The sequence below is a fragment of the Bacillus sp. 22446 genome, assembly GCF_052044955.1.
Classification (GTDB): domain Bacteria; phylum Bacillota; class Bacilli; order Bacillales; family Bacillaceae; genus Bacillus; species Bacillus altitudinis.
Window position 1 is genome coordinate 255,679 of record NZ_JBQEOD010000003.1, and the last position, 26,083, is coordinate 281,761.

Here is a 26,083-nt window from a genome sequence, read left to right on the forward strand (position 1 = left end):
TCCGGCTGTGTGATAAAGTATTAATCCATTAGCACTGCATTTGGCTGTTATTTACAATCTGAATGAGAGGGCTTAAAATAGGTGTGCATTCAGAAGTAACGGAGGAAGAAAGACATGAAGCAGGAACATTCTCAACTTTGGATTGAAGTGAAAAATTATGTACTTATTTTAATAGGATCAGCCATCGTGGCGATTGGCTTTAATACGTTATTATTACCAAATCAGATTGCTGCTGGCGGGGTGAGTGGAATCAGTACCATTATGCAGTCATTCGGTTTTGAAGCTGCATATGTACAATGGGGTCTCAATATTCCGCTCTTTATCGCAGGCTTTTATTTATTAGGTGGAACATTTGGGGTAAAAACGCTCGTTGGTTCTGTTTTTTTACCTTTAATGGTGTTCTTAACAAGACACATTGCTCCTGTCACCCATGAAGCACTGCTTGCCGCAATATTTGGCGGTGTAGTGATTGGGATCGGAATTGGGCTCGTTTTCCTCGGCAATGGTTCAACGGGAGGAACGGCACTTGCGGCCAAAATCATCAATAAATATACAGGGCTGACGTTAGGTACTTGTTTAGCGATGATGGACGGTTTGATTGTTTTGGCGGCCATGACTGTTTTTGGGATTGAAGAAGGACTGTACGCTGTGATCGGAGTGTTCATTTCTAGTAAGACGATTGATGTGGTTCAGGCAGGCTTTAGTCACTCGAAGATGGCCATGATTATTACGGGTCATGAGGATGAGGTCAGACAGGCGGTGTTTGATCAAATTGATCGTGGTGTAACGAAGATTTCAGCAGTAGGTGGGTACACCGACCATGATCGGCCTATTTTAATGTGTGTGGTAGGGCAGTCACAATTCACAAAGTTGAAACAAGTGGTAAAAGCGATCGATGCATCAGCGTTTGTCATCGTCATGGATGCAAAAGAGGTGCTGGGTGAGGGTTTTAAAAGGGCGTAAACAAGGATATAATAACGTTGACCAAATGATTGTAAGGGAGGGAAATACATGAAAAAGAGCGGATTAACGCTTCTTTTTGTCGCTATGCTTTTTGTACTTGCGGCCTGTGGAGGAAATTCAAGCAGCAGTGACAAAGAAGGCAGTAAAAGTGCTTCAAGTGTGAGCAGTGGTGAAGAGATTTATCAGCAAAACTGTATTGGCTGTCATGGAAAAGACTTATCTGGCGGAGGCGGCCCAAGCCTGAAAGAAGTCGGGAAGAAATATAATGAAAGCCAAATTGCAGATATTGCCCAGAACGGTAAAGGATCTATGCCAAGCGGAATGGTAGATGAAAAACAAGCAAAAGAAGTCGCCAAGTGGCTTGCAGAGAAAAAATAAAACCTTTGTCTAATCGACAAGGTTTTTTTATTTTCTATTTGTAGAAAAAGACTTTTGGATAGTATGAAAACGTATTATATTAAATTTTATTTAAAAAATAAGGGTAAAAAGACACGTTTTTCGGTTTTTGTTGCTCTATTTACCTTTTATTTATAAGTTTTGAAATATAAATGTAATACCATTGCGTCGATTCATGACGTATAATTGGAGTTGTTGAAATTTAGACGATTCAATTTTTTCATCTTTTTGGATGAAAAGGACATAAATTGCTTGTGCGTATCGAAGGGTATGTGCGTGACCATACATAACGTTTTTTGACGAGAAGTGTCAGAACATCATGATAAGCTGTTTGACAGCGAATAAGAAAAGATTAGGTGATTACATGATTGAAATGAAGGAAGTCTATAAGATCTATCCTAATGGCGTAAAGGCGATCAATGGAATCAATGTCTCTATCCATCCAGGAGAGTTTGTGTATGTTGTTGGTCCCAGTGGCGCTGGTAAATCCACGTTCATTAAAATGATGTATCGTGAAGAGAAACCAACAAAAGGGAAAATCTTAATTAATAACAAAGATTTAGGCTCGATGAAGGAAAAAGAAATTCCTTATGTGAGAAGAGAAATTGGCGTAGTATTCCAAGATTTCAAACTGCTTCCAAGTCTTACGGTCTTTGAGAACGTGGCATTTGCTCTTGAAGTCATTGGTGAACAGCCAAGTATTATTAAGAAAAAAGTGCTTGAGGTACTTGATTTGGTGCAATTAAAGCACAAAGCTCGTCAATTTCCAGATCAGCTTTCCGGCGGTGAACAGCAGCGTGTATCGATCGCTCGTTCGATCGTCAATCATCCTGAGGTTGTCATTGCAGACGAACCGACAGGAAACCTTGATCCAGATACTTCATGGGAAATCATGAAGACACTCGAAGAGATTAATAACCGCGGAACAACAGTCGTCATGGCGACACACAACAAAGAGATTGTAAACAGCATGAAGAAACGCGTCATCGCGATCGAAGATGGAATGATTGTGCGTGACGAAGCAAGAGGGGAGTACGGAATTTATGATTAAAACTCTCTCGCGGCATTTACGTGAGAGCTTCCGTTCACTTGGAAGAAACACGTGGATGACATTTGCATCAATTAGTGCGGTCACTGTCACATTGATTTTAGTTGGGGTTTTTCTTGTTATTATGCTCAACTTGAATAACATGGCATCGAACGCTGAGAAAGAAGTAGAAGTAAAAGTTCTCATCGATTTAACTGCGAATCAAAAGCAGCAGGATGAATTAAAAGCAGAAATTGAGAAGATTCCTGAAATCAGTGATGTGAAATACTCATCCAAGGATGATGAACTAAAAGCACTGATTAAAAGCTTTGGTGAAAATGGACAATCTATGGGATTGGTTGATCAAGAAAATCCATTGAATGATGCGTTTATTGTGAAAACAACAGATCCCCACGATACACCAAAAGTAGCGAAGAAATTAGAAAACCTAAAAGGGACGTATAAAGTCACTTATGGAAAAGAAGAGGTCAGCCGACTCTTTAATGTTGTCGGAGTGGCGCGTAATGTCGGCATCGCACTTATTATTGGGCTTTTATTTACAGCGATGTTCTTGATTTCCAATACGATCAAAATTACGATTTTTGCTAGACGTAAAGAAATTGAGATTATGAAACTAGTAGGTGCAACGAACTGGTTTATCCGCTGGCCGTTCTTCATCGAAGGATTACTACTTGGTGTATTTGGCTCGATTATACCAATCGCTGTATTGCTTGGCACGTATCAATATGCTGTCGGCTGGGTGGCACCAAGGGTACAAGGTTCATTTATTTCAATGCTTCCATACAATCCGTTTGTCTATCAAGTATCACTGATCCTTCTATTGATCGGTGCCATTATCGGTGTGTGGGGAAGTTTAACGTCCATCCGTAAATTCTTGAAAGTATAAATCTATTTATATTGATGGCAGCACTCGAAGATTCTATAGAAGATGTGACCGGTTGATCCAATTCATCCGGTCGACTCTTCATGCAGGCAGTTGTCATGGGAGGGGAATATCGTTTTGAAAAGAAAGCTGATGATGGCTGGAATGGCAGCGTTTATTGGAACAACGTGGCTATACATTCCAGGGAACGAAAATCGTGCATTCGCATACGAAGACCTAGATCAAAAACGTCAACAAATTGAAGAGAAAACATCGAAGACTGAATCAACCTTGAAGAAAAAGAAATCAGAACTGGCAAAGCTTGAAAAGAAAGAATCAAAGCTCAAGCAAGAAATTGAAAAAATTGACCAAAAAGTAAGTGCCGCAACTGAAAAAGTCGCTGAAAAAGAAAAAGAGGTCAAACAGACGAAACAAGAGATCAAAAAACTAAAAAAAGAGATTGAAGTCATCAACGAGCGAATTGAAAAGAGAAAAGCGATTTTCAAAGATCGAATTCGTTCTATGCAAAAAAGTGGCGGTACAATCAACTATTTAGATGTGCTGCTAGGTGCTCGTAGCTTTAGTGATTTTGTCAGTCGTGTGGGAGCTGTTACAACCATCGTCGAAGCAGATAAAGACATGATTACAGAACACGAAAATGATTTGGAGCTAGTAGAGCAAAAAGAAGCAGAGCTAAATAAACAGCTAAGTGGACTTGAAACATCTTTGAAAGAGCTTGAAACGTTGAAAAAGGACCTATCTAAACAGCAAAAAGAAAAAGGAAAAGTCCTTGGTCATGTAACGGAAGAAAAAGAACATGCACATGATGAACTAGGAAAGCTTGAAAATGAACAAGAAATTTTAGCGAATCAAAAAGCGGCGGTAAAGTCTGAAGAGGCACGCCGTCAAAAAGAAGAAGCGAAGAAAGCAGAACAAGCAGCTGCTGAAAAAAATGCACCTGCACCAAGTGGAGGATCTGATCAAGTGTCAGATACACCAACAAGTAGCTCAGGTTTCATTAAACCAGCTGCAGGCCGTTTCTCATCAGGCTTTGGCGGACGTTCTGGCGGACAGCATTACGGATTAGATATCGCTGCAAAAGGCACTGTATCTGTCGTTGCAGCCGCATCTGGAACAGTCACGAACTCAAGCTACTCGTCGAGTTATGGGAACGTGGTGTTCATTACACATAACATCAATGGCCAAACGTATCAAACGGTATACGCTCATCTTTCAACAAGAAGTGTGTCAACAGGTCAAAGAGTCGAGCAAGGTCAATTCCTTGGATATATGGGCAACACAGGTCAGTCTTATGGCCAGCATCTTCATTTTGAAATTCATAAAGGATTATGGAATGGCGCGAAATCAAATGCAGTCAATCCAGCGCAATATATCCGCTAAAAAAAAGCCGATAACAGCATGTTATCGGCTTTTTTCATGTAGATGAAATTAAAATAACAGCAGTAATCCGGCAATAATAGGTGTTAAAAGCACAGCGGATTTTAATAACAGTTTTGGCGCAAGGCGTGTAAATTTTGCCCCAATAAAAGCCCCTAATACGGTACCGATTAAGATCTGAACGAGCAGGATAAAGTCAACATAGCCTTCTGAAATATAACCAATTCCACCGCCAATAGAGATTGGAATAATCACTAGCATCGTTGTGCCAACAGCTTGTCTAATAGACAGCTTCAGCAAAATCAAAAGCCCCACTTGAATAAATGGTGCTGATCCGATACCGAACATCCCTGAAAGCATCCCTGATACAAGGCCTAATATAATGCCCCTGATCAGCAATTGGCGTGAAGAAAGCGGCTGCTGTTCAGCATCTTCTTTTAGGACAAACAATTTGATCATCATAAAAACAGCAGATAAAAAGAGCATACCAGCTGTTAAATAGTGCAGGCTATCCTCTGGAATAAAAGGAGCCACTTTTGCTCCGGCAAATGAAGCAATACAAGCTAGTGCACCGACAATCAAACCTGATTTGAGCTGGATATTTCCTTCTCGGTAGTGGCTGTATGCACCAGATAAAGTCGTAAATGCCATAGCAGCTAAAGATGTTCCAAGTGCAGTATGGATTGGTACATCAAAGATTAACGTCAGCAATGCGATGACAAAACCAGCCCCGCCAGCTCCTACAAACCCTAGTAAAATTCCTAATAAAAGCATTGTCAATATAATATACATAGCGAAGACTCCTTCTCGATCGTAACAAAATAAAAATTACACCTAATGAAATGATTAGTCAAGCCTCCTTAGGAGAATGTCTTTACATGAAATCCCTTCTTCTGGCATATAATAACTCAGGTCATCAGGAAGAGTTGAAGAAGGAGGCCAAATATGAAAAAACAAATCGCATCCATCATGGCAAGTGTCATTCTCATCATCAGTGCAGGGGTTGTGACGCATAAAGAGGCGACTCAGGCGGAGTCACCGAAAGCGGCTGCTGCAGTGGCTGGACAAGCTCAATCAAGTGATCGAGCGAAGGAAAACGGAATGGAGAAAATTGAGAAAGCCTATGACCTCATTTCGAATGAATATGTAGAGGAAGTGGATCGTCAAAAGCTGCTTGAAGGTGCCATTCAAGGAATGCTTTCAACCTTAAATGATCCGTATTCAGTATACATGGACAAGCAAACCGCAAAGCAATTTTCGGATTCACTTGATTCCTCATTTGAAGGAATTGGGGCAGAAGTTGGAATGGATGAAGGAAAGATTATCATTGTCTCTGCCTTTAAAAAATCCCCTGCGGCAAAGGCGGGTCTGAAACCGAAAGATGAAATCATCAGCATTGACGGTGAGTCGATGAAAGAAAAAAGCCTAAACGATGCTGTACTGAAAATAAGAGGAAAAAAAGGAACGTCTGTCGCCTTGAAAATCAGACGAAATGGAATTGAAAAAGAGCTAACATTCCATATCAAACGAGAAGAAATCCCGCTTGAAACCGTAACGGCTTCAATGAAAGAGGTCAATGGTCATAAAACAGGCTATATTGCGATCTCTAGCTTCTCTGAAGATACGGCGAAGGATTTCACGGCAAGCTTGAATAAGCTCGAGAAAAAGGGCATGGAAGGCCTTGTGCTGGACGTGAGAGGAAATCCTGGCGGCTATCTACAAAGTGTGGAAGACATTTTGAAACATTTTATCACAAAGGATCAGCCATATATTCAAATTGCAGAACGGAATGGCGATCGAAAACGATATTTTTCAAAACGAAAAGCACAAAAACCATACCCGGTCAATGTCTTAATTGATAAAGGAAGTGCATCCGCTTCTGAAATTCTGGCTGGTGCCATGAAAGAAGCAGGGAAGTATGAAGTGGTAGGTGACGTTTCCTTTGGTAAAGGGACTGTGCAGCAGGCGGTACCAATGGGAGATGGGAGTAACATTAAATTAACGCTGTATAAGTGGCTGACACCGAAAGGGAATTGGATTCACAAAAAAGGCGTTGTGCCGACCATTGCGATTCATCAACCAGATTACTTCACCGTCGGCCCGCTCCAGCTGAAAGAACCGCTTCAGCTTGATATGAACAATGAAGAAGTCAGACAAGCACAGACATTGTTAAAAGGGTTATCATTTGACCCAGGCAGAGTAGATGGATATTTTGACGAAGAAACGAAAAAGGCTGTACTCGCATTTCAAAGCACATACAATCTCGAAAAATCAGGTGTGATTGATTTAAAGACAGCGAAAATGATGAACAAGATGGTAGATGAAGTGAAATCTTATGAAAAGAATGATCTTCAGCTACAAACTGCACTAAAAGCACTATATCTCAAAAAATAAAGAGGCGAATAAATGCCTCTTTTTTTTGGTTCATAAGTGTTACGAACATGTAATAATTTATTCTTAAAAATATATTATATCGAGAAATATATTCATTTATTTTACAAAAAACATAACATTCCTTCGAATTTACCCGATAACATATTTATATAAGAGACTTTCTGTTGATTTAAACATGTCATGAAAATGAAACTTTTGAAAGTTGTATGTTACATAAATAATTCTTACAATAAAAAGTAGCACTCATTTTAAATATTTTATTTTTTGCGGATATTCAGCTTAAGCATTGAGCTGTACCGAGGTTTGCGCTTTTCTTAAAAGAACTAGTAAATGGGGGTACACAATTGAAAAGGGCAAGTATTGTGAGAGAGAAAAAATATTACGAGTTGGTAGAGGAGCTTAAGAGTCGTACGAAAGATGTGACGTTTTCGGCTACAAAGGCATTAAGTCTACTCATGCTGTTAAGCAGGTACTTGGTCAATTACACAACGGTAGAATCAGTCGACGAGATCGATGAAGACTGTGCTGAGATATACTTCAATTATTTAATGGATAATCATAAGAGACTTGGTATAAACTTAACCGACATCAAGAGGTCCATGCAGCTTCTCGGCGGCATACTAGATGTAGATGTAAATCACTATTTAAAAGATTTTTCACTGTCGAATGTCACACTTTGGATGAATCAGGAGAAATAAACCTGATGTCAAGCATCGATTTATTTGATAGAATAAGAGAAAATGCTTGACTTGGGCGGTGAACGATAATGAGCTCGGAGTGGATGGGAGCCGGATTAAAAGCGGTCGGTCTGTTTTTAATCCATCCTCTTTTTTATTTTATGATATTAATCAGCCTATTATATGGCTACATCCGCGTTAAGCGGGAGAGAAAAGCGTTTCAAACAAGAATAGAAGATGTTTACGATGAACTGAAATTTACATATTCAAAGGGATGGATTCCAGGAATTTGTCTATCGATCATATCTGTAGGCTTAGGGATTTCCCTTCCGCCTGGATTCATCGTGCTGATTGCAGCGATGACCATCGTTTTCTCTTTATTCTTTAAGGCGAGTGCGCTTTCGTCTGCATACACACTCGGTTTCAGTTTTATTGCGGCATTTGGACTGATGTCTGTTCAAGTGAGCCATTCTTGGCTGCCGCAGCTTTCAATGATGAATGCATCAGCCGTTGTGATCCTGTTAGGGCTACTGTTAATGACCGAAGGCATCTTAGCCTATCGAACGGCGCATTTACGTACATCGCCTGCAATGGTGATGAGTGCGAGAGGACTTTTGATCGGCCAGCAGCGAGCAAACCGTCTGTGGCTTCTACCACTTGTTTTGCTGATGCCGGCAGGTGAATGGACTTCTTCTCTGCCATGGTGGCCTGTGCTTCAAGTGCACGATCAAAGCTTTTCATTTATTGTGATCCCGTACATCATCGGCTTTGGCCAGCGTATTCAAGGATCGCTGCCAATTGTGAGTATTCAAATTACGTCACGCCGAATAATGATGCTCGGTCTAGTTGTTGCTGTAGTAGGTGCGGCAAGTATTTGGTTTGAGCCGATTGCGTGGGGAGCTGTTGTTCTAGCGATTGCAGGAAGAGCCTTTTTATCATGGAAGCAGAGGGCGAATGACAACGCTGCACCATTCTTTTTCTCTAAGCGGAATCAAGGGCTTATGGTGCTTGGTATCATTCCGAATACCCCTGCGGCTGATTTAAAGCTTGAGATCGGAGAAATTATTACAAAGGTCAATGGAATCGAGATCAAAACCGTTTCAGAATTTTATGAAGCACTACAAACCAATCGTGCTCTGACAAAGCTTGAGATCATTGGTCTCAATGGTCAGACAAGGTTTGAGAAACGCGCCTCTTACGAAGGGGAGCATCACCAGCTTGGTATCCTGTTTGTGAAGGACGATCCTCAGCAAGAGCCAACGGCGATTTCATCTTAAAAAAGCTGCTAGAGATGGCAGCTTTTTTCTTTTGGGCGCGTTTCTCTTCCATAGGATTCGCCCCATTCACGCATGGCAAAGATAATGGGCTTTAACGTATTTCCAAGAGAAGTCAGTGAATACTCGACACGAGGAGGAACTTCCTCATAGACTTCACGGTGAACAATCCCGTCTTGTTCAAGTTCTCGTAATTGCAACGTCAGGACACGCTGCGAAATTCTTGGCAGAAGCCGGCGTATTTCGTTGTAACGCTTTGGACCGCAAGTCAAATGATAAAGGATGACGCCTTTCCATTTTCCTCCGATGACATTTGTAGTGATAGACACGGGACAGCCATGATTCACAATACTGACTGGATTGGATGGTGCACTCATCTCAACATTCCTTTCTTAAACGAAAATGGTCATAAACGAACTTGTTTGTACCTAACGAACAAAAATGTGCGTACTTGAATCAATGGAAGCTTTTCTTTTACCATAGAGATAGACATCACACATTCGGGTTGTTTGTTTTCCTATCATAACAATTTCTATTAGGGAATGGAAAGAAATTGGATTGTGGGAACACACCTGTTCATTAGAAAGGATGAATAACATGCGAGACAAAGAGCTATTAAAAAAAGAAATCATTGAGGCGTATGAATTCCGTCATGCGACAAAAGAGTTTGACCCAGCGAAAAAGATTCCAGAGGATGATTTTGCATTTATTTTAGAAACAGGAAGACTTTCTCCAAGCTCTGTAGGGTTTGAGCCTTGGAAGTTCCTCGTTATTCAAAATGAAGCATTTAGAGAAAAATTAAAAGAGTATACATGGGGGGCGCAAAAGCAGCTTCCAACTGCCAGCCATTTTGTGATCATCTTGGCAAGAACAGATGCCCGCTATGATTCAGCATATGCAGAATACATCAACAAGCAAATCAAAGGAATGACAGACGAAACGTTTGAAATGGTCAAGGGGCGCTACAGAGAATTCCAAGAGAACGATCTTCATCTACTAGAAAATGACCGTACATTATTTGATTGGGCTTCAAAACAAACGTATATTGCCTTAGGTAACATGATGACAGCTGCGGCACAGATCGGCATTGATTCATGCCCAGTTGAAGGATTTAGCTACGATCACATCCATCGTATCTTAGAAGAAGAAGGGTTACTGGAGGATGGTCAATACGACATCTCTGTCATGGCAGCCTTCGGTTATCGTGTCACTGAGCCAAAACGCGGCAAAACACGTCGCCCGATGGATGAAGTAGCTGTTTGGATTCGTTAATCGCTGTTTGTCTGAAAAAGGTTGTTGACAATTGCGTGGTTAGTCAGTATATTTAAAAAATAAAATCTTTGACGAATATACAAATTTGACTATAAACGCTTTGACTTGAGAATAGTAAATGAACATCCGTTTTTTAAGAGAGCTGCGGGTCGGTGCAACGCAGTAAAACGAATCATTGAACTCGCTCAAAGAGCGGTAAGACTGAATGAATAGTAAGTCTTTACGTGTGACCTCCGTTATCGGGTTTTAAGTTGGATTCAGCCATGGCTGAATCAATAAGAGTGGTAACGCGGTTGCAAGGTCAGTCGTCTCTTCCGGGAGATGGCTGGCCTTTTTATATGCTTTTATCTCATATTTGTCTGAAGATTCAAATTTAAAGGAGCTATAGAAAATGGAAAAGGAACATGTGCAGTTAAAACGAACAATGACATCAAGGCATATTATGATGCTTGCGCTTGGCGGTGCCATCGGTGCTGGTCTGTTTAAAGGAAGTAGTTCTGCCATTGATATTGCGGGTCCTGCTGTCATTTTGGCATACATGATTGGTGGTCTTATTTTATTATTTATTATGCAAGGACTTGCCGAAATGACCGTTGCACGACCTGGAGCAAGAACATTCCGTGACTTGATTGAACCTGTGTTAGGAAAATATCCGGCCTATTTCTTAGACTGGATCTATTGGAAGATGTGGGTGCTGAACATTGCAGCAGAAGCGATTGTGTCGGCCATTTTTATTCAGTACTGGTTCCCACAAGTGCCAATCTGGATGCTTGTGTTAATCATTTCACTTGTAGTCACAATCATTAATGTTTGCTCAGTCAAAATGTTTGCTGAGACAGAGTATTGGTTAGCTTCTATTAAAATTGCTGTCATCATCTTATTTATTATCATTGGATTCACCATGCTATTTGTCTCATTCGGACAGCATGCAGCACCTGGATTGTCTAACTTAACGGATCACGGTGGATTTTTCCCAAATGGTACTGGCGGATTAATTGCAGCAATGCTGGTTGTCGTGTATTCATATGGTGGGACGGAGATGATTGGGGTCACGTTAGCAGAAACAAAAAACCCTGAAAAAGTCATCCCAAAGGCCATTCAAAGTACGTTTGTACGCATCATCGGTTTTTATGTACTGCCGTTCTTTATCATTGTCAGCTTAATCCCTTGGAATCAAGTAAACAATGAGCAAGTAAGTCCATTTGTGACAGTGTTTGCAACAATCGGAGTACCGTATGCTAGTGACATCATGAATGGTATTATCTTACTAGCGATTTTGTCTTCTATGAACTCTGGCTTGTATGCTTCATCACGGGTGCTTTATACACAGGCAATGGATGGCCGTGTATGGAAAGGATTCTCCAAGCTGTCAAAACAGCAGGTGCCTGTTCGAGCCATCCTTGTATGTACATCTACCTTGTATGCAGCTGTATTGATTTCTCTTTTTGTAGGAAGTCAAACGTTTAATTACTTAATGGGCTCTTTAAGTTACACAGTTCTATTCATCTGGTTTATCATTGCCGTCGGTCATTTGAAATCTCGAAGCGTCGCACAGCCAGGCGGATATCGCGTGAAGCTGTATCCTTTCACAACGTGGTTTTCAGTTATTGCGATCATGGCCATTTTTGTCGGCGTTGTATTCAATACACCAATTGTTCAAACGCTGGTCACCATGGGCATTTATTTAATCATTACACTTTCTTTCTTTATTAACAGAAAACGGTTTGAAACAGCCGTCTAATTTATTAAAAGCGTGCAGGACCTTCTGAAGGGTCTCGCACGCTTTTTTTAATGCTGTTTATATTGCTTGAAGTGGACAGGGGATTGAACGGGATGTGGCTTTGCCTGAAGGCCATAGCTCTCCCTGACGATATAAAGCGGCCGGTCCTTGGCTTCATCGTAGATTCGGCCGATATATTCCCCAATCATGCCTAACATAAAGAGGATGATCCCGCTAAAGAATAGCTGAATGACAATTAATGAACTCCAGCCGGTGATGGTGCTGTTAGTAAAAAGCTTTAAATATAAAACTAGAAACATCGAAATGAAGCCAATAGCTGAAAGGGCAATACCTGCTACGCTGGCTAGCTTTAAAGGTTTGTAAGAAAAAGATGTGATCCCATCCATCGAGAGCTTGAGCATCTTTTTGAGAGGGTACTTTGTTTCTCCTGCCAACCGCTCATCCCGAACATATTCTACCGCAATCTGTTTGAAGCCAACCCAGCTCACTAATCCGCGGACAAATGGGTTTTTCTCGCGTATTTTTTTCATTTCATGACACACTTTACGATCCATCAATCTAAAGTCGCCGGTGTCAATAGGAATATCTACTTCGGTGATTTGACGTAGCACTCGGTAGAAAAGGGAAGCCGTGTACTTTTTGAAAGCTGTTTCGCCTTTTCGTTGCGTGCGGACCGCGTATACGACCTCATAGCCTTCCTTCCATTTTTCAATCATGTCTAAAATCAATTCAGGTGGATCTTGTAAATCCGCATCAATCACTACGACAGCTTCTCCCTTTGCATAATCCATTCCCGCTGTAATGGCAATTTGATGCCCAAAGTTACGAGAAAAATCAATAAGTCTCACATGCGGATCTGTCTGGCAGTACCCTTTAATCAGTTCAGCTGTCCGATCCATACTGCCGTCATTGACGAAGAGAAGCTCATATGCTTCTCCCGTCGAATCCATGACGGTCTTGAGGCGCTGATACGATTCATGGATCACAAGTTCTTCATTATACACTGGGACTACAACAGAGTATTGTATGTTCTTTTCCATCAGTCATCGTTCCTCCCTTTTAATAGATGAATTAATCAACGGATAGTTCATAAAGAGTACCGCTCTCCATTCCGCCCATTCGTCCATTTGACTGATCATTTTGTTTTGATTGTTGGCTGTCTGTTTGCTGGTTCGTTTTGGATGTAGAGCTGTTCTGCCATTTAGAAGCAGTTACTTCTTTGCCATTTTTTTGAATCCAAGTGAGAATGTCAGAGCTGCCGCCTCTCATACCAGAAAGATAGAAGTATTTGATTTTGCCGTCTTTAATGAGCTGTTTGAATTCATTAAGCGTGAGAATGTTATCAGATCCACTAAATCCACCTAATGCCATAACAGCTTTTCCTGTTTTAATAATGTAAGGCGAAGCAGTGGTTGCATCTGTTGTCCCGAATAGGAATTCTTCTCCCGTATTGTTTTTCTCAAGATAGCTGATCAGCTTTTCATTGACTTGTGAACTCATGCTGCCACTTGAAGTTGCAAGCTGAGGACCAGCCTCTGGCAGCATACTGTTTCCTCCGTAAAGAAGAGGTGTGCTTGCCCAGTATAGGGGTGCGATCAGCATCCCAAGGATGGCAATGAGAGACATGAATTGTTTTAGTTTTTCTTTTCCTTTTATCAAAAGTAGAGAAAGGATCGTTCCAATACCAATGATACCGACTGCAATGCTTAATCCAAGACCGATTGTGCTTGTAAATGTGGATAGGATAAAGATTTCAAATGCGGTTGTGACGAATATCGCAATTGGCAGTAGCCATTTTTTAAAGCCAGTTCCTGTTTGAAACAATTGAGTCATAGACACCCATCCGGCTCCTGCTAATACAGCAATTGGCGGTGCCAGCATGATTAAATAATAGTGATGGAAAAATCCTGCTACACTGAAAAATGCAGCAACAGGTATAAGCCAAGCTAACCAAAATAGTGTTTCTTTTTGTCTTGTATTGAGACGTCTTCTTTCAAAGGCTGTCGAGAAGAAGATACCAATCGCACCAAAGAGCGCAAATGGAAGCAGCCAGCTGATTTGATCGGACAGTTCAGATTGGAACAGACGTAATGGCCCTTTTGTTCCTGTTCCAAACATGCCAGAACCACTTCCCATTTTTCCGCCCCCACCACTTGGCGGTCCATCACCATTACCGCCTGATGGCATATCAGGTGGTGTTGTGCCGTTTGCATTGCTTGGTGGTCCTTGCATTGAAGGCTGTTCCTGACTGGATGATTGGTTTGAATTGTCTGAGTTGTTTTGAGTTCCATTCGATGGCGGCTGAGGCATGGTGGATGAATTATTGTTATTTTGCTGATCACCCTGCTGTGAAGGTGGCTGTCCCTCACCCTGATTTGTGCCGCCTCCTCCGCCAGACTGTTGACCAGTCAACCGCTGAAGACCATTGTAACCAAAGGCTAATTCTAGTGCTGAGTTCGATTGACTTGATCCCATATAAGGACGATTGTCTTTGGAAGTGAGATCAACCGCTATAGACCATGAAGCAGATACACCTAAAAGAACAATCATTGAAATCATTAGCGATAACAACTTTTTCTTCCATGTCGTTCGATAGGCAATGATGTAAAACAGGACGAGAGCCGGTACAATCATATACGCTTGTAGCATTTTTGTATTAAAGCCGACACCGATCATTGCAAAAGAAGCAATCGCCCAAAGCACTTTCTGCTGTTTCACAGCCTTGAACATCATGGCTGTTGCGAGTAAAAGAATAAAGACGAGTAAACTGTCAATGTTATTTGTACGAGATACAGCAACTGCGATTGGTGTACACGCCATAATAAGCGCTGACAGTCTTGCAGCAGCCTGGCCAAATGTAGGTTTAACTAGGCGGTAGATTAAATAAACAGATCCAATGCCAGCTAAAGCTTGGGGTAAGATCACACTCCAGCCATGCAGGCCGAAAATTTTGGCACTGATCGTTTGCAGCCAGAAGGCGAGCGGTGGTTTATCCACCGTGACATAACCTGAGGGATCGAACGAAGCAAAGAAGAAATTATGCCAGCTTTGCATCATACTTGTGACCGCCGCTGTATAATAAGCGTTCACCGTATCGTCGTTCCAAATGTTATAAATGTTTAAAATGGCAGATAAAATCAATATGAAAAATAAATAAAGATCAAATTTCTGAAAGCGTCTAATCAAAAGCTTGTCACTCCTTTTTCTTAACTTGAAAAAAGTGTAACAAGCAAATATGAATAAATTGTTAATAAAAAAAGGCCAATTCTTTATTTTTCTGTTGAATAAAAACAGCTCTAGAAAAGAGCTGTTTTGTTTAAGATGTCATCTTATTTTATGAGGAGACAGGCGGAGTTTCAGTGGTCTCTGCACTTGGTAATTGTATAATAGCGGTCGTACCTAGGCCTTGTTCAGATTGAAGAACGAACGTGCCACGATGTTTTTTTATAATTTGATAAACAATGGCTAGTCCAAGACCAGAGCCGCCATCTTTTCTTGTGCGGGCTTTATTCACTCGATAAAAACGCTCAGAAACATGAGGGAGATCTCCTTTTGGAATTCCGCTGCCTTCATCTGTAATTCTCAATTCAGCAATTTGTTGGTGAACGAATAATTCAATCGAAATCGATTTTCCTGAAGGCGTGTAATGGATGGCATTGTCCAATAAATTACGAACGACTTGCTCAATTCGATCGCTATCACCATAAATAATACAATCCTCTTCGAGTTCTCGGTTGAACGAGATTCTCTTTTGACTAGCAATGAATGTCATTTGATCAAGAACATCATGAATAAGCTGCGCAAAGACGATCGGCTCCATCGTTAGTGGGTAAGATTCCCCCTCTAACTGTGCGAGATCAAGAAGGTCATGTACGAGCCGGCTTAATCGTGTGGATTCGTCTTGAATAATCTGCATGCCTTTCTTTTGATCAATAATGCCTTCTTCAATTCCTTCAGCATAGCCTTTCATATAACTTAAAGGCGTTCTCAGTTCGTGGGAGACATTGGCAAGGAACTCTCTGCGATGCTGTTCAACTTTTTCTAAGGTAGAGGACAGTTTATTAAAGGAACGGCTCAGCTGATTTAACTCATCCCCTTTTTTGGTCACAGCCATGCGTTTTGAAAAATCACCAGATTCCATTTCCATTGCAATTTCTTTCATTTGATTGATCGTCCTTACGACTTTATTAGAACTTTTATATCCAATAAAGAAAATCAAAAGCAGGATAATTAAAATAGAGATGCCAAGCGTTAATCGAATTTGAACAAACGGTTCATACACATCAGATAAAGGCATAGAGAGGAAAATGGTTCCTGATAAATCATTTTTGTTTGAGAACACAGGGATGGCAATTCCGAGAATATCTTGATGAAACTGGGGGTGTTCTCTAATTAACACAACTGTTTTCCCCTGAAGAAGCTTTTGGCGTTCTTTAAACGTAATGAGGTTATCGTTTGTATTCGTATCGAAAGGAATACCGCTTGAAAGCTCCATAGGATCATCAGTAAAAATAACACTTGCCTGACTTGAGTCATTTGCCCACTTCATTCTGTCAGTAAAATATGTGTCTTTCCCGTGTTTGTGATAGATTTCTGCCAGTTTCTTTCCTTGTAAACTTAAAGAATCAATCTGTTTATCTATATATAAGTGCTGGTATAAGTAATAAGTCAGGGCAAGAGCTGAGGCAGCAACGATGCCTATAACGGAAAGGATTAAGAAAAGCACTTTCCTTTTAATAGATAATGGCTTCATTTGTCCTCCTCAAACTTATAGCCGACACCCCAAACGGTCTTAATATACCGTTCCGCTTCCTTTAATTTCAGTCTTAGTGTTTTAATATGTGTATCGACTGTTCTTAAAGAGCCACTAGGTGAGTGTGATTCCCACAATTTTTGATAGAGCTGTTCACGGGAAAAGACTTGGCCTTGATTGAGCAGAAGAAACATAAGTAAATCAAATTCTCTTCTTGTTAAATTGATGGGCTTTTGCTTGAGATAGACTTGTCTGCCATCTTGATCGATCTCCAAGTCACCAATCATGATTCGACTGCGCTTTAAAGAAAGACCTCTAATTCGTCTTAATGTCGTTTCAATTCTAGCTGCAAGCTCACGTAGACTAAAAGGCTTCATGATGTAGTCGTCTGCTCCAATTTCCAGCCCCTTAATGCGATCCTCTTCATAACTTCTAGCTGTTAAAAATAAAATGGGGATTTGAGAGGTTTGCCTGATGCGCTGGCAGACTTCAAATCCATCCATATCTGGCATCATTATATCCAATACAACAAGGTCAATGGCCTCTTTTTCAAGCTGATGCAAGGCGCCCGTGCCATTATTTGCAGTTATCACGTGAAAGCCTTGTCTCTGCAAAAAGGAACCGATTAACTCAAGCATATCTAATTCATCATCTACTATTAAAATATTCATCTGTTCTTTCATTTCTTTTCCTCCAACATGATAGCATAAGGTCCTGCTGGGATGTTCAGTCGGTTCTTCAACATAAATGTATGTTTGTCGATGACGGATACTGAATTGTCATCTAAGTTACTGACATATATAGATGAGGAATCAGCAGTGATATAATTCGGATTTTGACCGGTCTCAACAGAGGAAAGTAGTTTGTTTTTCTCGGTATTTACTTTATATAGTGTATGGTCTCCATGACATAATACATATAAAGTAGAAGAGTTTTTTTCTGAAAAAAATGCGACTGGCATAACACCTAGTTTGATTTCTCGCTGTTTCTTACCTGTTTTAGGGTCGTAAGCAAAAATGCTCTTATTTAATGTGCCCGGTTTACCGTGTCCTCCAACCCAAATGGAATGCCCATCAAAATGAATGCCAGATGGCCGTTCTAGAACGGAAATCGTTCGTATCTTTTTTTTCTTTTCAATATCAATGACTGAAACAGAATGACTTTTTGCATTTAAAACAAACAACGTTCCAGAAGAAGACAACGCCATAGAAGAGGGTAATGTCCCGGTCTTCACAGTTGCTTTTATTTTCTTGTGCACTGTATCGATAAAATAAACGACATTTTTCTCTGAATCGGTCACAAGTAAAGTGTTGGTATCCGCATCATACGCAAGTGAAGTCAGACCTTTATTCACATCCATATAGTCCGCTGCTGTTCCTTTTTTTAAATTGATTTCTATAAGAGATTGTCCTTCCTTACTTGATGCAATGATCACGTCTTTGTTGATGTGAACAAGATCAGTGAGAGGATGTTTTAAATCAACGGAAGAGACAATTTTATTTTTTTGTAAATCAACGATTGAAAAGGAGGCTTTTTTTAGTTGAGAAATGACAGCAATTGATTGAGAGCTGCCAGGGGGCGTAAATTGCTGGTCTTTTCCGCAGCCTGCTAGGAAAAATAGTAGAGCTGACAAGCATATTAAAAAATATTTCACTCGTTTCATCCTTCTGCTCCTTTGGTGCTCTATTTTCAAAAAGCATAACACAAAAATTGTGAAAAAAAATCGAAGTTATGAATGCTGGAAGAAATGAAAAGAAGTTTTTAGGTGGGGAAGTAGAGGTAAATGAAAGCTGAAATTTCTTTTTCGTTTATTCATATGACATTTTTTCATGAGTAAAAGATCATTTTCACAGTTTGATCATTGTATCCATAATCGGTTACAGTAACAAATAATCGTAGCTCCCCCGCCCTAAATAGAGCGAAGGGAGTCATTAAGCAGAGTGTTCAGATGAATGAGAAGTGGGTTTCGTTTTTAGACGATGAGAGAGGAGGAAACCAAGAATACCTGCGCCCATTAATATGATAAATAAAGATTGAAAACCACTTAATATACCAATTAAAGTAGATGAAATGATACTTCCGAAATATCTAAAGGTAGAAAAAATCCCAGATGCAGAGCCGGATAAACTCTGATCAACAGATGTTAAAGAAGCCATCTGCATGCTAGTCATGCCAATACCTGATGAGATCCCCCCAGCGACTAATGTGATGATAAGGAGTGGTAAATTTGGGTAGCTACTTAGTGTGATCAGCATAACACCGGATAAAGTAAGACAGAGAAATGAAAATCGAATCATTTTTTTGGCGCCTTTTATTGGATGGAGCTTTGCCCCGAGTAATCCACTAATAGACATACAGAGTGAAAAGATCGAAAGGAAAATCCCGCTTTGTGTATGAGAAAGCGCGAGTTTTTGCTCCATAAACAGCGGCATAATGAGAAGAATCGCGTACATCACAAAATTACTAAGCATGATAGAAAGGTTAGCGTTCGTAAAGGTACTGTTTTTAAATAATGTCAAATCAATGATGGGATTTGTAACTTTCCGTACGTGTTTGAAAAATAAAGGAATGGAAATGACCGCTAGAACGCCATAGATCATGTATTCGTTTAATAATTGGCTTTTAGTAAACAAAATGAGTGTGGCGATCCCGATTGTTAAGTATAACGAACCGATGATATCTACATTGGCTTGTAAACGCGTATGTTTCATCTTCGGAATCATAAAAACGCCTGTCACAAGTGTGAGAATCAAAAATGGTATATTCACTAGGAAAATGGAATGCCAGTCAAAGCTCTGAATGAGAATAGAGCCGATAAAAGGTCCAAGTGCGGCACCAATTCCCGCTCCAAAACCGAAAAAACCCATAGTTTTAGAAAGCTTTTCATGTGATACTGTTGCTCGAATTAAAGCAATGCTGTTCGGCGTTAATATAGCTCCGCCTGCCGCTTGAATTGATCGGAAGCTAATAAGAAAAGCAAGGTTAGGTGCGAAAGCACATCCAATGGAGCCAACCAAAAAGAGTATCACACCAGCTAAATACATGCTGCGGTGGCCGTATATATCTCCCAGCTTACCCGCAATAGGTTGAGTGACTGCCATGACAATTAGATAAATTGTGACCACCCAAGTAATGTTTGATATGGATTGCTCGTAATAAGTTGATATGGATGATAGAGCGACTGCGATCATGGTTGAATTGACTGGAACTAAAATAGCTCCAAGCAGCAAAGAATAAATGATCAAGTTCTCTTTTTTAAGATTCAATGTGTTTACCACCTTTGTAAAAAAGAAGAATTTCACCCAATTAAGTGGGGGAAATTCCTCTCATGAAAATGTGTGTGCATGTCTCAATAAAGTCTTCTTTTTGTGTTAAAACAAGCTGAATGTCTTGCTCTAGCTGTTGAATGAAAAAGCCAAAATACGTGCTAATAAATATATCTGCATAGATGTCTTCTTTTCCTTCTAATACACGATGCTGAGCACTCATTTTTTTGAAATAATGAATCAGCATGTCTCTCAATTCTTGAGGATAAATTTTTTCATGGTCTGTTAAATCTTTAAACATAGCGGGTTCTCTCATGCTGATATAGATAAATTCTTTTTTTGAAGTCAAATCTTCAAGGAAATAGCTACCGAGAAATTTTAAATCGGTGTATAAATCGTCTTTAAATTCAGCTTCAAGGGTTTTGGTCGGTGTTGATTTCATTTTCATAATGGCAGCAATCACGCCGCGTTTGTTTTTAAAGTTACGAAAAATTGTCGCTTCACTTACATTCGCTTTTGTCGCAATTTCTTTTGTCGTTGTTTTTTGATAGCCCTTTTCAGACAATAATTCCATTGTTGCGCGAATGATCCGCTGATTTGTTGATTTTAACAAGCATACTCACCTCAGGTTATGAATGTGTTTGCAACAAAGTAAGTATACCGATAAAATCTGTGACCGCCAATATGATCCAAACGGTGACGACTATGCCCGTGAATGCTGATTTAATAACTGGATACGCCCATTGGCTCCATCTACTGTCACGAGGTCACCAGATTTTAGTTTTTCAGTTGCGATCCGTGTACCTAAGACAGCAGGTATCATATATTCTCTAGCGATAATAGCGGAATGGGACAAAATGCCGCCAGAATCGGTGATGACTGCTTTTGCGTCTCTAAATAAGCTGGTCCATAAAGGTGTCGTTGTTTTACAAACTAAAATGTCATCTTTTTCAAATTGTGAAAATTCATCAGCAGATGTAATGACTCTGACTCTTCCAGAAGTAATGCCGCTAGATGCACCAATTCCATAGATTGCATCGTCTGTGTTGTTTTCATTTTCCCTTAGCGAACCGAGCATTCTTTCTACTTGCTGCAATTCAGCTTCAGAAGGCGTTCCTGTATAAGCTGGTGGTTGGATGGATTCATTTTCCTTCATTTCAATTTTTCTTTGCTGAATGATCGAATCGTATGTGGTCGAAGTTGTGAGCGCATTGAGTACTTCATCATCGTAAAGATACCAAAGGTCTTCTTGATGAGGGATCGCTCCTTTTTGAACAAGAAGTTCACCAATTTTTAAGAGATAGAGTCTCGCTTTTGCATCTAACATGGCATCAATGTAAAAGTGATGATCATCTCGAATATTGGCTGCATGGAGTGCAAAATGATAAATTTCCTCAAATTTTGTTTTAAACGCTTCATCTGTCACTTGACTGATAAACTCTTCATACGTTTCTTGCCTTTTGATCACGGCTTGTGCAAATTCTTCATCAAAATCAGATTGATACCGAATGTTGTTTCTAATGATGTCCAAGACAAATTCAGGATTTTCCACCCATGTTTCCTCTGTAAAATCATGGCTTTTAACAGACCGCCAACCATAGACTTGGAGAAAAGCTTCTACGTCGGAAATGAAGTTTTTTCCTTTATCTGTGTGATTGAGGGCATATAATAGTTCAGCATTCGTTGAATGATCTTTAAATGCCTGAAGAAGCTCGGAATCTTGAAGAACGTCTTTTGCCAAGTGAGATAGCTTTTGATCTGTTTCAAGAGACTTGTTCATCACACCTATCATCATTTCATGCAGCAGGACGACTTGTGTTTGATCGCCAGTATATGAGACAAGCATGTCTTCAATGATCGCTGATAGAATGACTTGAGGTATGACAATGTCAAAATGGTCGTCATACGCTCTTAGATAAATCTCTTTTAATTCTTGAAAACCATTAATGGCTTCATCAATTGTTAGCGGTTGAGTGATTTGCCGATCAAGTTTTTCGTATAATGGGAACAAGTTTTGTTTTAAAATGCGATACATTCTTTCGCTTAAACGAGGAAACATTTCGAATAGGCTCTCGTCAAAAACTGGTTCCTCTGACGCTTCTGGCATAGACGGTGAAGAATACAAATGGCCTCTATAAAGCTTGATATCTTTAATATTAAGGTCTGGTACTTGATACTTCTCTCCGTTTTTCTTCATCCCGTTTTTTAAAGCAGGTATGATCAAACTTGAAAAAAGAGGACTTGTGGGTCCAGGCATATGATCGTCCATTGAGATCCAGAAGTCTTGCAGCTCTTCAGGTTTCATTTGAAAGGCTGCACCTGAGGAGCCATTTGCTGTATTGGAAAAAGAAGCAGTAATCGGTCTTGCTTGAAGTAAATAAAAAGTACCATCTGACATGCCGAATTCGATATCTACTCCATGTCCATAAAGTTCTTCTACTTGTTTTGTCATTTTCGTGATTTGGATCAATTGATCATCTTGAAGACAAAATTGGCCAGCCATCTCCTCACCTACGGGTTGTTCAATGACGCCCTCTTGACAGGGGACAATTTGGACTTCTTTTGTTCCTAGTGATTTTTCAATAGAGTACGTTTCTTTGTTTACAATAAATGTATCTGGCGTCACAAGGCCGGAGACGATGGCTTCTCCTAGTCCATAGCTTGCAGTCATCATGACTTCGTTTGTTTTTCCTGATACAGGATTCTCACTAAAGATGACACCAGAGATGTCAGAATGGATCAATCCTTGTACAACAACAGCCATGAGCGGCATCTCTTCCTCGTTCTCAATCATTTCTTCCTTATATTCTGTGACTCTTGCTGCGAAGTAAGACGACCAACATTCTTTGACGGCTTGCAAGAATTCTTCATTTGTTTTGATATTTAAATAGGTCTCGTATTGACCTGCAAAGGAGGCGCCTTCGAGATCTTCCGCAACAGAAGAGGATCGCACTGCAACGGATGGATATGTTTTCAACAATGATTGAAAGGATGAAAGTAATTCTGTCTCCATTTGTGAAGGAAACGAAGCTTCTGTGATTTTTCGGGCAAGGTTTTGATCAGTTGGATGGAAATTGTGATATGAAAGAAAGCTTGCAAAGCTGTTCGTTTTAATAATAAATCCATCTGGAACTGGCAGTCCGTGATTGTTTAATTTAATTAAATTCACGCCTTTTGCCCCTGCGAGTGATGCGGATTCTTCAGCCGCATGAAATAATACTGAATACATGGGAATGCCCCCTTATCCAAATAGCCAATGGTTTCATTTGTCTCTTTTTATTTTTTAAAATGATAGTGCGCACTATCATTTTCATCATAGAATTTATTGGATGTAACTGTCAAAGACGTAAAGACCTATCTTTAGAAAGGGGACGTTTTCACTAATTTTCCTCCTCAGCTATATCAAATGTCTTCAACCGAGAAGAAAAAAGCTGAAATTGAAAACTGTGAATTGTTCATTATGCCAATCTTTACTATAATCAAGGGAGTAGACCATGTAGAGGGAGGGTTTTTGTGATTACAAAAGCCATATTTGCACTTGTTTTTCCTTTCTTGCTCGTTATTTTATTTTCAAAGGTTACTTATAATCATTACGTTGGCATTGCATTAACAGCAGCGCTTTTATTTGCTTCGTATATGAAAGGCTATACAGAAACCTACTTTATCGTAGGATTAGATATTATTTCTTTAGTGGCCGGGGCATTGTTTATGGCCAAGAAAGAAGTCGAAAAAAGAGAGAAGGCTGAAAAACATCATTGATGTGATCCCTCTTGATGAAAAGAAAATGTTTTTGATTGCAGGAGCTGTGCTTACGATTCTAGTGAGTGCAGCTTCTTTTTTGTGGTTTTTCTGCTGATCGAATATCTCGCTCCAAAATGTTCCATACTGAAAGGAGGGTTTCTTTAGAGGGTTATGAGCCACGGCAGAGAGGGTATGGTTGTATTGGAAATAAAAATCAAGTCAGACACGAACTTTAGTTCGTATTTTTGTGTTCTTTTATGATAATATATTCATTAGATAGATTTCGTAACGAAACGGAGGCTTTGATGTGAGTGACCGCTTTGAATTAGTTTCTAACTATCAGCCCCAAGGGGATCAGCCAAAAGCCATTGAAAAGCTTGTGGAGGGTATCCATCAGGGGAAACAGCATCAAACGCTGTTAGGTGCTACAGGTACGGGAAAGACCTTTACTGTATCCAACCTGATCAAAGAAGTGAACAAACCAACACTTGTCATTGCGCATAACAAGACACTTGCCGGACAATTATACAGCGAGTTTAAGGAATTCTTTCCGAATAATGCTGTTGAATATTTTGTGAGTTATTATGATTATTACCAGCCTGAGGCGTATGTGCCTCAAACTGATACATTTATTGAAAAGGATGCCAGTATTAATGATGAGATCGATAAGCTAAGACACTCCGCCACATCCTCATTATTTGAGCGAAGAGATGTCATCATCATTGCCAGTGTGTCTTGTATTTATGGCTTAGGTTCTCCTGAAGAATACAGAGAGCTTGTGCTGTCTTTACGAACTGAAATGGAAATTGAACGCAATCAGCTGCTGCGAAAGCTTGTGGATATTCAGTATTCTCGTAATGATATAGATTTTCAGCGCGGAACCTTCAGAGTTCGAGGAGACGTCGTTGAAATTTTTCCTGCTTCACGAGATGAGCATTGTATCAGAGTGGAGTTTTTCGGTGATGAAATTGAACGTATTCGTGAAGTAGATGCTCTCACTGGAGAAATTCTCGGTGATCGTGACCACGTTGCTATTTTCCCAGCATCTCACTTCGTCACAAGAGAAGAAAAGATGGAAAAAGCGATTATTAATATTGAAAAAGAGCTTGAGGAACAGTTGGAAAAGCTTCGTGAAAACGGAAAACTGCTTGAAGCACAGCGTCTTGAGCAGCGGACAAGGTATGACCTTGAGATGATGAGAGAGATGGGCTTTTGTTCAGGGATTGAGAACTACTCAAGACATCTCACCTTACGTCCGCCTGGTTCAACACCTTACACATTGCTTGATTATTTTCCGGATGATTTTATGATTGTTGTCGATGAGTCACACGTGACCATCCCGCAAATTCGCGCCATGTACAATGGGGACCAGGCAAGAAAACAAGTGCTTGTTGATCATGGATTCCGTCTGCCGTCAGCACTTGATAATAGACCACTCACATTTGCTGAGTTTGAAAAGCACATTAACCATATTGTGCATGTATCCGCAACACCTGGCCCATACGAGCTTGAGAAAACGCCAGAGGTCGTGGAACAAATTATTCGTCCAACCGGTTTGCTTGATCCAATCATTGAAGTCCGTCCGATTGAAGGACAAATCGATGACTTAATTGGGGAAATTCATGCAAGGGTTGAGAAAAATGAGCGTGTGCTTGTGACGACTTTAACGAAGAAAATGTCTGAGGATCTGACAGATTATCTGAAAGAAATCGGAATCAAGGTCAATTATCTGCACTCAGAAATTAAGACACTAGAGCGGATTGAGATTATTCGTGATTTACGTCTCGGAAAATATGATGTGCTTGTTGGGATCAACCTTCTTCGAGAAGGTTTGGATATTCCAGAGGTGTCGCTCGTGGCGATTTTAGATGCGGATAAAGAAGGCTTTTTACGTTCAGAAAGATCCCTCATCCAGACGATTGGCCGTGCTGCAAGAAATGCAGAAGGCCGGGTTATTATGTATGCAGACAATATGACGAAATCAATGGACATTGCCATACAAGAAACAAAGCGGAGACGTGAGCAGCAAGAAGCGTATAATGAGAAATTTGGTATCACTCCGCAAACGATCCATAAGAAGATTCGAGATGTGATCAAGGCAACAAAAGTACATGAGGATTCGGAAGAATACGAAACAAAAGCAGCACCAAAGTTGTCAAAAATGAGCAAAAAAGAACGAGAAAAAGTGATCGAAAACATCGAGATGGAAATGAAAGATGCAGCAAAAGCGCTTGATTTTGAAAAAGCAGCAGAATTAAGAGATCTATTGCTAGAGCTAAAAGCGGAAGGATGAATGCC

At 40.3% G+C, this 26,083-nt stretch carries 22 protein-coding genes and 1 other annotated feature; of the genes, 12 read left to right on the forward strand and 10 right to left on the reverse strand.

Annotated elements, in window-relative coordinates; genetic code table 11:
- The first annotated feature begins 114 nt into the window (after positions 1 to 114).
- The 5 genes from ACTJJD_RS08595 to ACTJJD_RS08615 all read left to right on the forward strand — a co-directional run bounded on the left by ACTJJD_RS08595 (position 115) and on the right by ACTJJD_RS08615 (position 4,670).
- Positions 115 to 963, forward strand: coding sequence for a YitT family protein (locus ACTJJD_RS08595; protein WP_079919134.1), 849 nt, complete (start codon positions 115 to 117; stop codon positions 961 to 963).
- Positions 964 to 1,011: 48 nt separating this feature from the next.
- Positions 1,012 to 1,341, forward strand: a complete 330-nt coding sequence (gene cccB / locus ACTJJD_RS08600; protein ID WP_008348231.1) for a cytochrome c551 — start codon at positions 1,012 to 1,014, stop codon at positions 1,339 to 1,341.
- A 382-nt stretch (positions 1,342 to 1,723) separates the two neighbouring features.
- Positions 1,724 to 2,410, forward strand: coding sequence for a cell division ATP-binding protein FtsE (gene ftsE, locus ACTJJD_RS08605; RefSeq protein WP_008348229.1), 687 nt, complete (start codon positions 1,724 to 1,726; stop codon positions 2,408 to 2,410).
- Entirely contained in the window at positions 2,403 to 3,293 is an 891-nt protein-coding gene (ftsX, locus tag ACTJJD_RS08610; protein ID WP_024719915.1) for a permease-like cell division protein FtsX, read from the forward strand. Before ftsE ends, ftsX begins: the two co-directional genes overlap by 8 nt.
- Positions 3,294 to 3,407: 114 nt before the next feature.
- On the forward strand, positions 3,408 to 4,670 hold the full coding sequence (locus ACTJJD_RS08615; RefSeq protein ID WP_046344577.1) for a murein hydrolase activator EnvC family protein: 1,263 nt from the start codon (positions 3,408 to 3,410) through the stop codon (positions 4,668 to 4,670).
- A gap of 48 nt (positions 4,671 to 4,718) precedes the next feature.
- Here the strand turns inward: ACTJJD_RS08615 and ACTJJD_RS08620 are convergent, their stop codons facing one another.
- Positions 4,719 to 5,459 carry a sulfite exporter TauE/SafE family protein gene (locus tag ACTJJD_RS08620; protein WP_008348223.1) on the reverse strand — a complete coding sequence of 247 codons (741 nt, stop codon included), beginning with the start codon at positions 5,457 to 5,459 and terminating at the stop codon, positions 4,719 to 4,721.
- Between the two features lie 153 nt (positions 5,460 to 5,612).
- Between ACTJJD_RS08620 and ctpB the strand changes: the two genes are divergently transcribed.
- The 3 genes from ctpB (at position 5,613) to ACTJJD_RS08635 (ending at position 9,015) form a co-directional block, all read left to right on the forward strand.
- Positions 5,613 to 7,061 (forward strand): carboxy-terminal processing protease CtpB, encoded by a 1,449-nt coding sequence (gene ctpB / locus ACTJJD_RS08625; RefSeq protein WP_440608302.1) that lies wholly within the window; start codon positions 5,613 to 5,615, stop codon positions 7,059 to 7,061.
- Between the two features lie 344 nt (positions 7,062 to 7,405).
- Positions 7,406 to 7,759: a swarming motility protein SwrAA gene (locus ACTJJD_RS08630; protein ID WP_007500014.1), complete on the forward strand. Its 354-nt coding sequence runs from the start codon at positions 7,406 to 7,408 to the stop codon at positions 7,757 to 7,759.
- 68 nt (positions 7,760 to 7,827) lie between these two features.
- Positions 7,828 to 9,015 (forward strand): PDZ domain-containing protein, encoded by a 1,188-nt coding sequence (locus ACTJJD_RS08635; RefSeq protein ID WP_236780778.1) that lies wholly within the window; start codon positions 7,828 to 7,830, stop codon positions 9,013 to 9,015.
- Between the two features lie 8 nt (positions 9,016 to 9,023).
- Here ACTJJD_RS08635 and ACTJJD_RS08640 read toward each other — a convergent pair whose 3' ends face one another.
- On the reverse strand, positions 9,024 to 9,389 hold the full coding sequence (locus ACTJJD_RS08640; RefSeq protein WP_017357877.1) for a winged helix-turn-helix transcriptional regulator: 366 nt from the start codon (positions 9,387 to 9,389) through the stop codon (positions 9,024 to 9,026).
- Between the two features lie 220 nt (positions 9,390 to 9,609).
- Here ACTJJD_RS08640 and ACTJJD_RS08645 point away from each other — a divergent pair, with 220 nt between their 5' ends.
- Positions 9,610 to 10,284, forward strand: coding sequence for an NAD(P)H-dependent oxidoreductase (locus tag ACTJJD_RS08645; protein ID WP_035701558.1), 675 nt, complete (start codon positions 9,610 to 9,612; stop codon positions 10,282 to 10,284).
- A 91-nt stretch (positions 10,285 to 10,375) separates the two neighbouring features.
- Positions 10,376 to 10,600 (forward strand) — a binding site (T-box leader).
- A gap of 75 nt (positions 10,601 to 10,675) precedes the next feature.
- On the forward strand, positions 10,676 to 12,025 hold the full coding sequence (locus ACTJJD_RS08650; RefSeq protein WP_008348215.1) for an amino acid permease: 1,350 nt from the start codon (positions 10,676 to 10,678) through the stop codon (positions 12,023 to 12,025).
- A 47-nt stretch (positions 12,026 to 12,072) separates the two neighbouring features.
- Here ACTJJD_RS08650 and ACTJJD_RS08655 read toward each other — a convergent pair whose 3' ends face one another.
- The 8 genes from ACTJJD_RS08655 to ACTJJD_RS08690 all read right to left on the reverse strand — a co-directional run bounded on the left by ACTJJD_RS08655 (position 12,073) and on the right by ACTJJD_RS08690 (position 23,273).
- Positions 12,073 to 13,065 carry a glycosyltransferase family 2 protein gene (locus ACTJJD_RS08655; protein WP_025208052.1) on the reverse strand — a complete coding sequence of 331 codons (993 nt, stop codon included), beginning with the start codon at positions 13,063 to 13,065 and terminating at the stop codon, positions 12,073 to 12,075.
- 31 nt (positions 13,066 to 13,096) lie between these two features.
- Positions 13,097 to 15,211, reverse strand: a complete 2,115-nt coding sequence (locus ACTJJD_RS08660) for an ArnT family glycosyltransferase (protein WP_414834470.1) — start codon at positions 15,209 to 15,211, stop codon at positions 13,097 to 13,099.
- A 148-nt stretch (positions 15,212 to 15,359) separates the two neighbouring features.
- Complete coding sequence (locus ACTJJD_RS08665) at positions 15,360 to 16,778, reverse strand: HAMP domain-containing sensor histidine kinase (RefSeq protein ID WP_156060575.1); 1,419 nt, start codon at positions 16,776 to 16,778, stop codon at positions 15,360 to 15,362.
- The gene (locus tag ACTJJD_RS08670; protein ID WP_024719907.1) at positions 16,775 to 17,461 is read right to left on the reverse strand and encodes a response regulator transcription factor; all 687 of its coding nucleotides are present in this window, start codon (positions 17,459 to 17,461) and stop codon (positions 16,775 to 16,777) included. The genes ACTJJD_RS08665 and ACTJJD_RS08670 overlap by 4 nt, the downstream gene beginning before the upstream one ends.
- On the reverse strand, positions 17,458 to 18,441 hold the full coding sequence (locus ACTJJD_RS08675) for a YncE family protein (RefSeq protein ID WP_045033991.1): 984 nt from the start codon (positions 18,439 to 18,441) through the stop codon (positions 17,458 to 17,460). The genes ACTJJD_RS08670 and ACTJJD_RS08675 overlap by 4 nt, the downstream gene beginning before the upstream one ends.
- A gap of 268 nt (positions 18,442 to 18,709) precedes the next feature.
- Positions 18,710 to 20,044 carry an MFS transporter gene (locus tag ACTJJD_RS08680; RefSeq protein WP_212359823.1) on the reverse strand — a complete coding sequence of 445 codons (1,335 nt, stop codon included), beginning with the start codon at positions 20,042 to 20,044 and terminating at the stop codon, positions 18,710 to 18,712.
- Positions 20,045 to 20,084: 40 nt separating this feature from the next.
- Complete coding sequence (locus ACTJJD_RS08685; protein WP_008348201.1) at positions 20,085 to 20,657, reverse strand: TetR/AcrR family transcriptional regulator; 573 nt, start codon at positions 20,655 to 20,657, stop codon at positions 20,085 to 20,087.
- A 90-nt stretch (positions 20,658 to 20,747) separates the two neighbouring features.
- Positions 20,748 to 23,273: a PEP/pyruvate-binding domain-containing protein gene (locus ACTJJD_RS08690; RefSeq protein WP_440600250.1), complete on the reverse strand. Its 2,526-nt coding sequence runs from the start codon at positions 23,271 to 23,273 to the stop codon at positions 20,748 to 20,750.
- A gap of 284 nt (positions 23,274 to 23,557) precedes the next feature.
- On the opposite strand from ACTJJD_RS08690, the gene ACTJJD_RS08695 reads away from it, so the two are divergent.
- Positions 23,558 to 23,803, forward strand: coding sequence for a CsbA family protein (locus ACTJJD_RS08695; RefSeq protein ID WP_008348197.1), 246 nt, complete (start codon positions 23,558 to 23,560; stop codon positions 23,801 to 23,803).
- Positions 23,804 to 24,092: 289 nt separating this feature from the next.
- On the forward strand, positions 24,093 to 26,078 hold the full coding sequence (gene uvrB / locus ACTJJD_RS08700; RefSeq protein ID WP_058336968.1) for an excinuclease ABC subunit UvrB: 1,986 nt from the start codon (positions 24,093 to 24,095) through the stop codon (positions 26,076 to 26,078).
- The last annotated feature ends 5 nt before the right edge of the window (positions 26,079 to 26,083 follow it).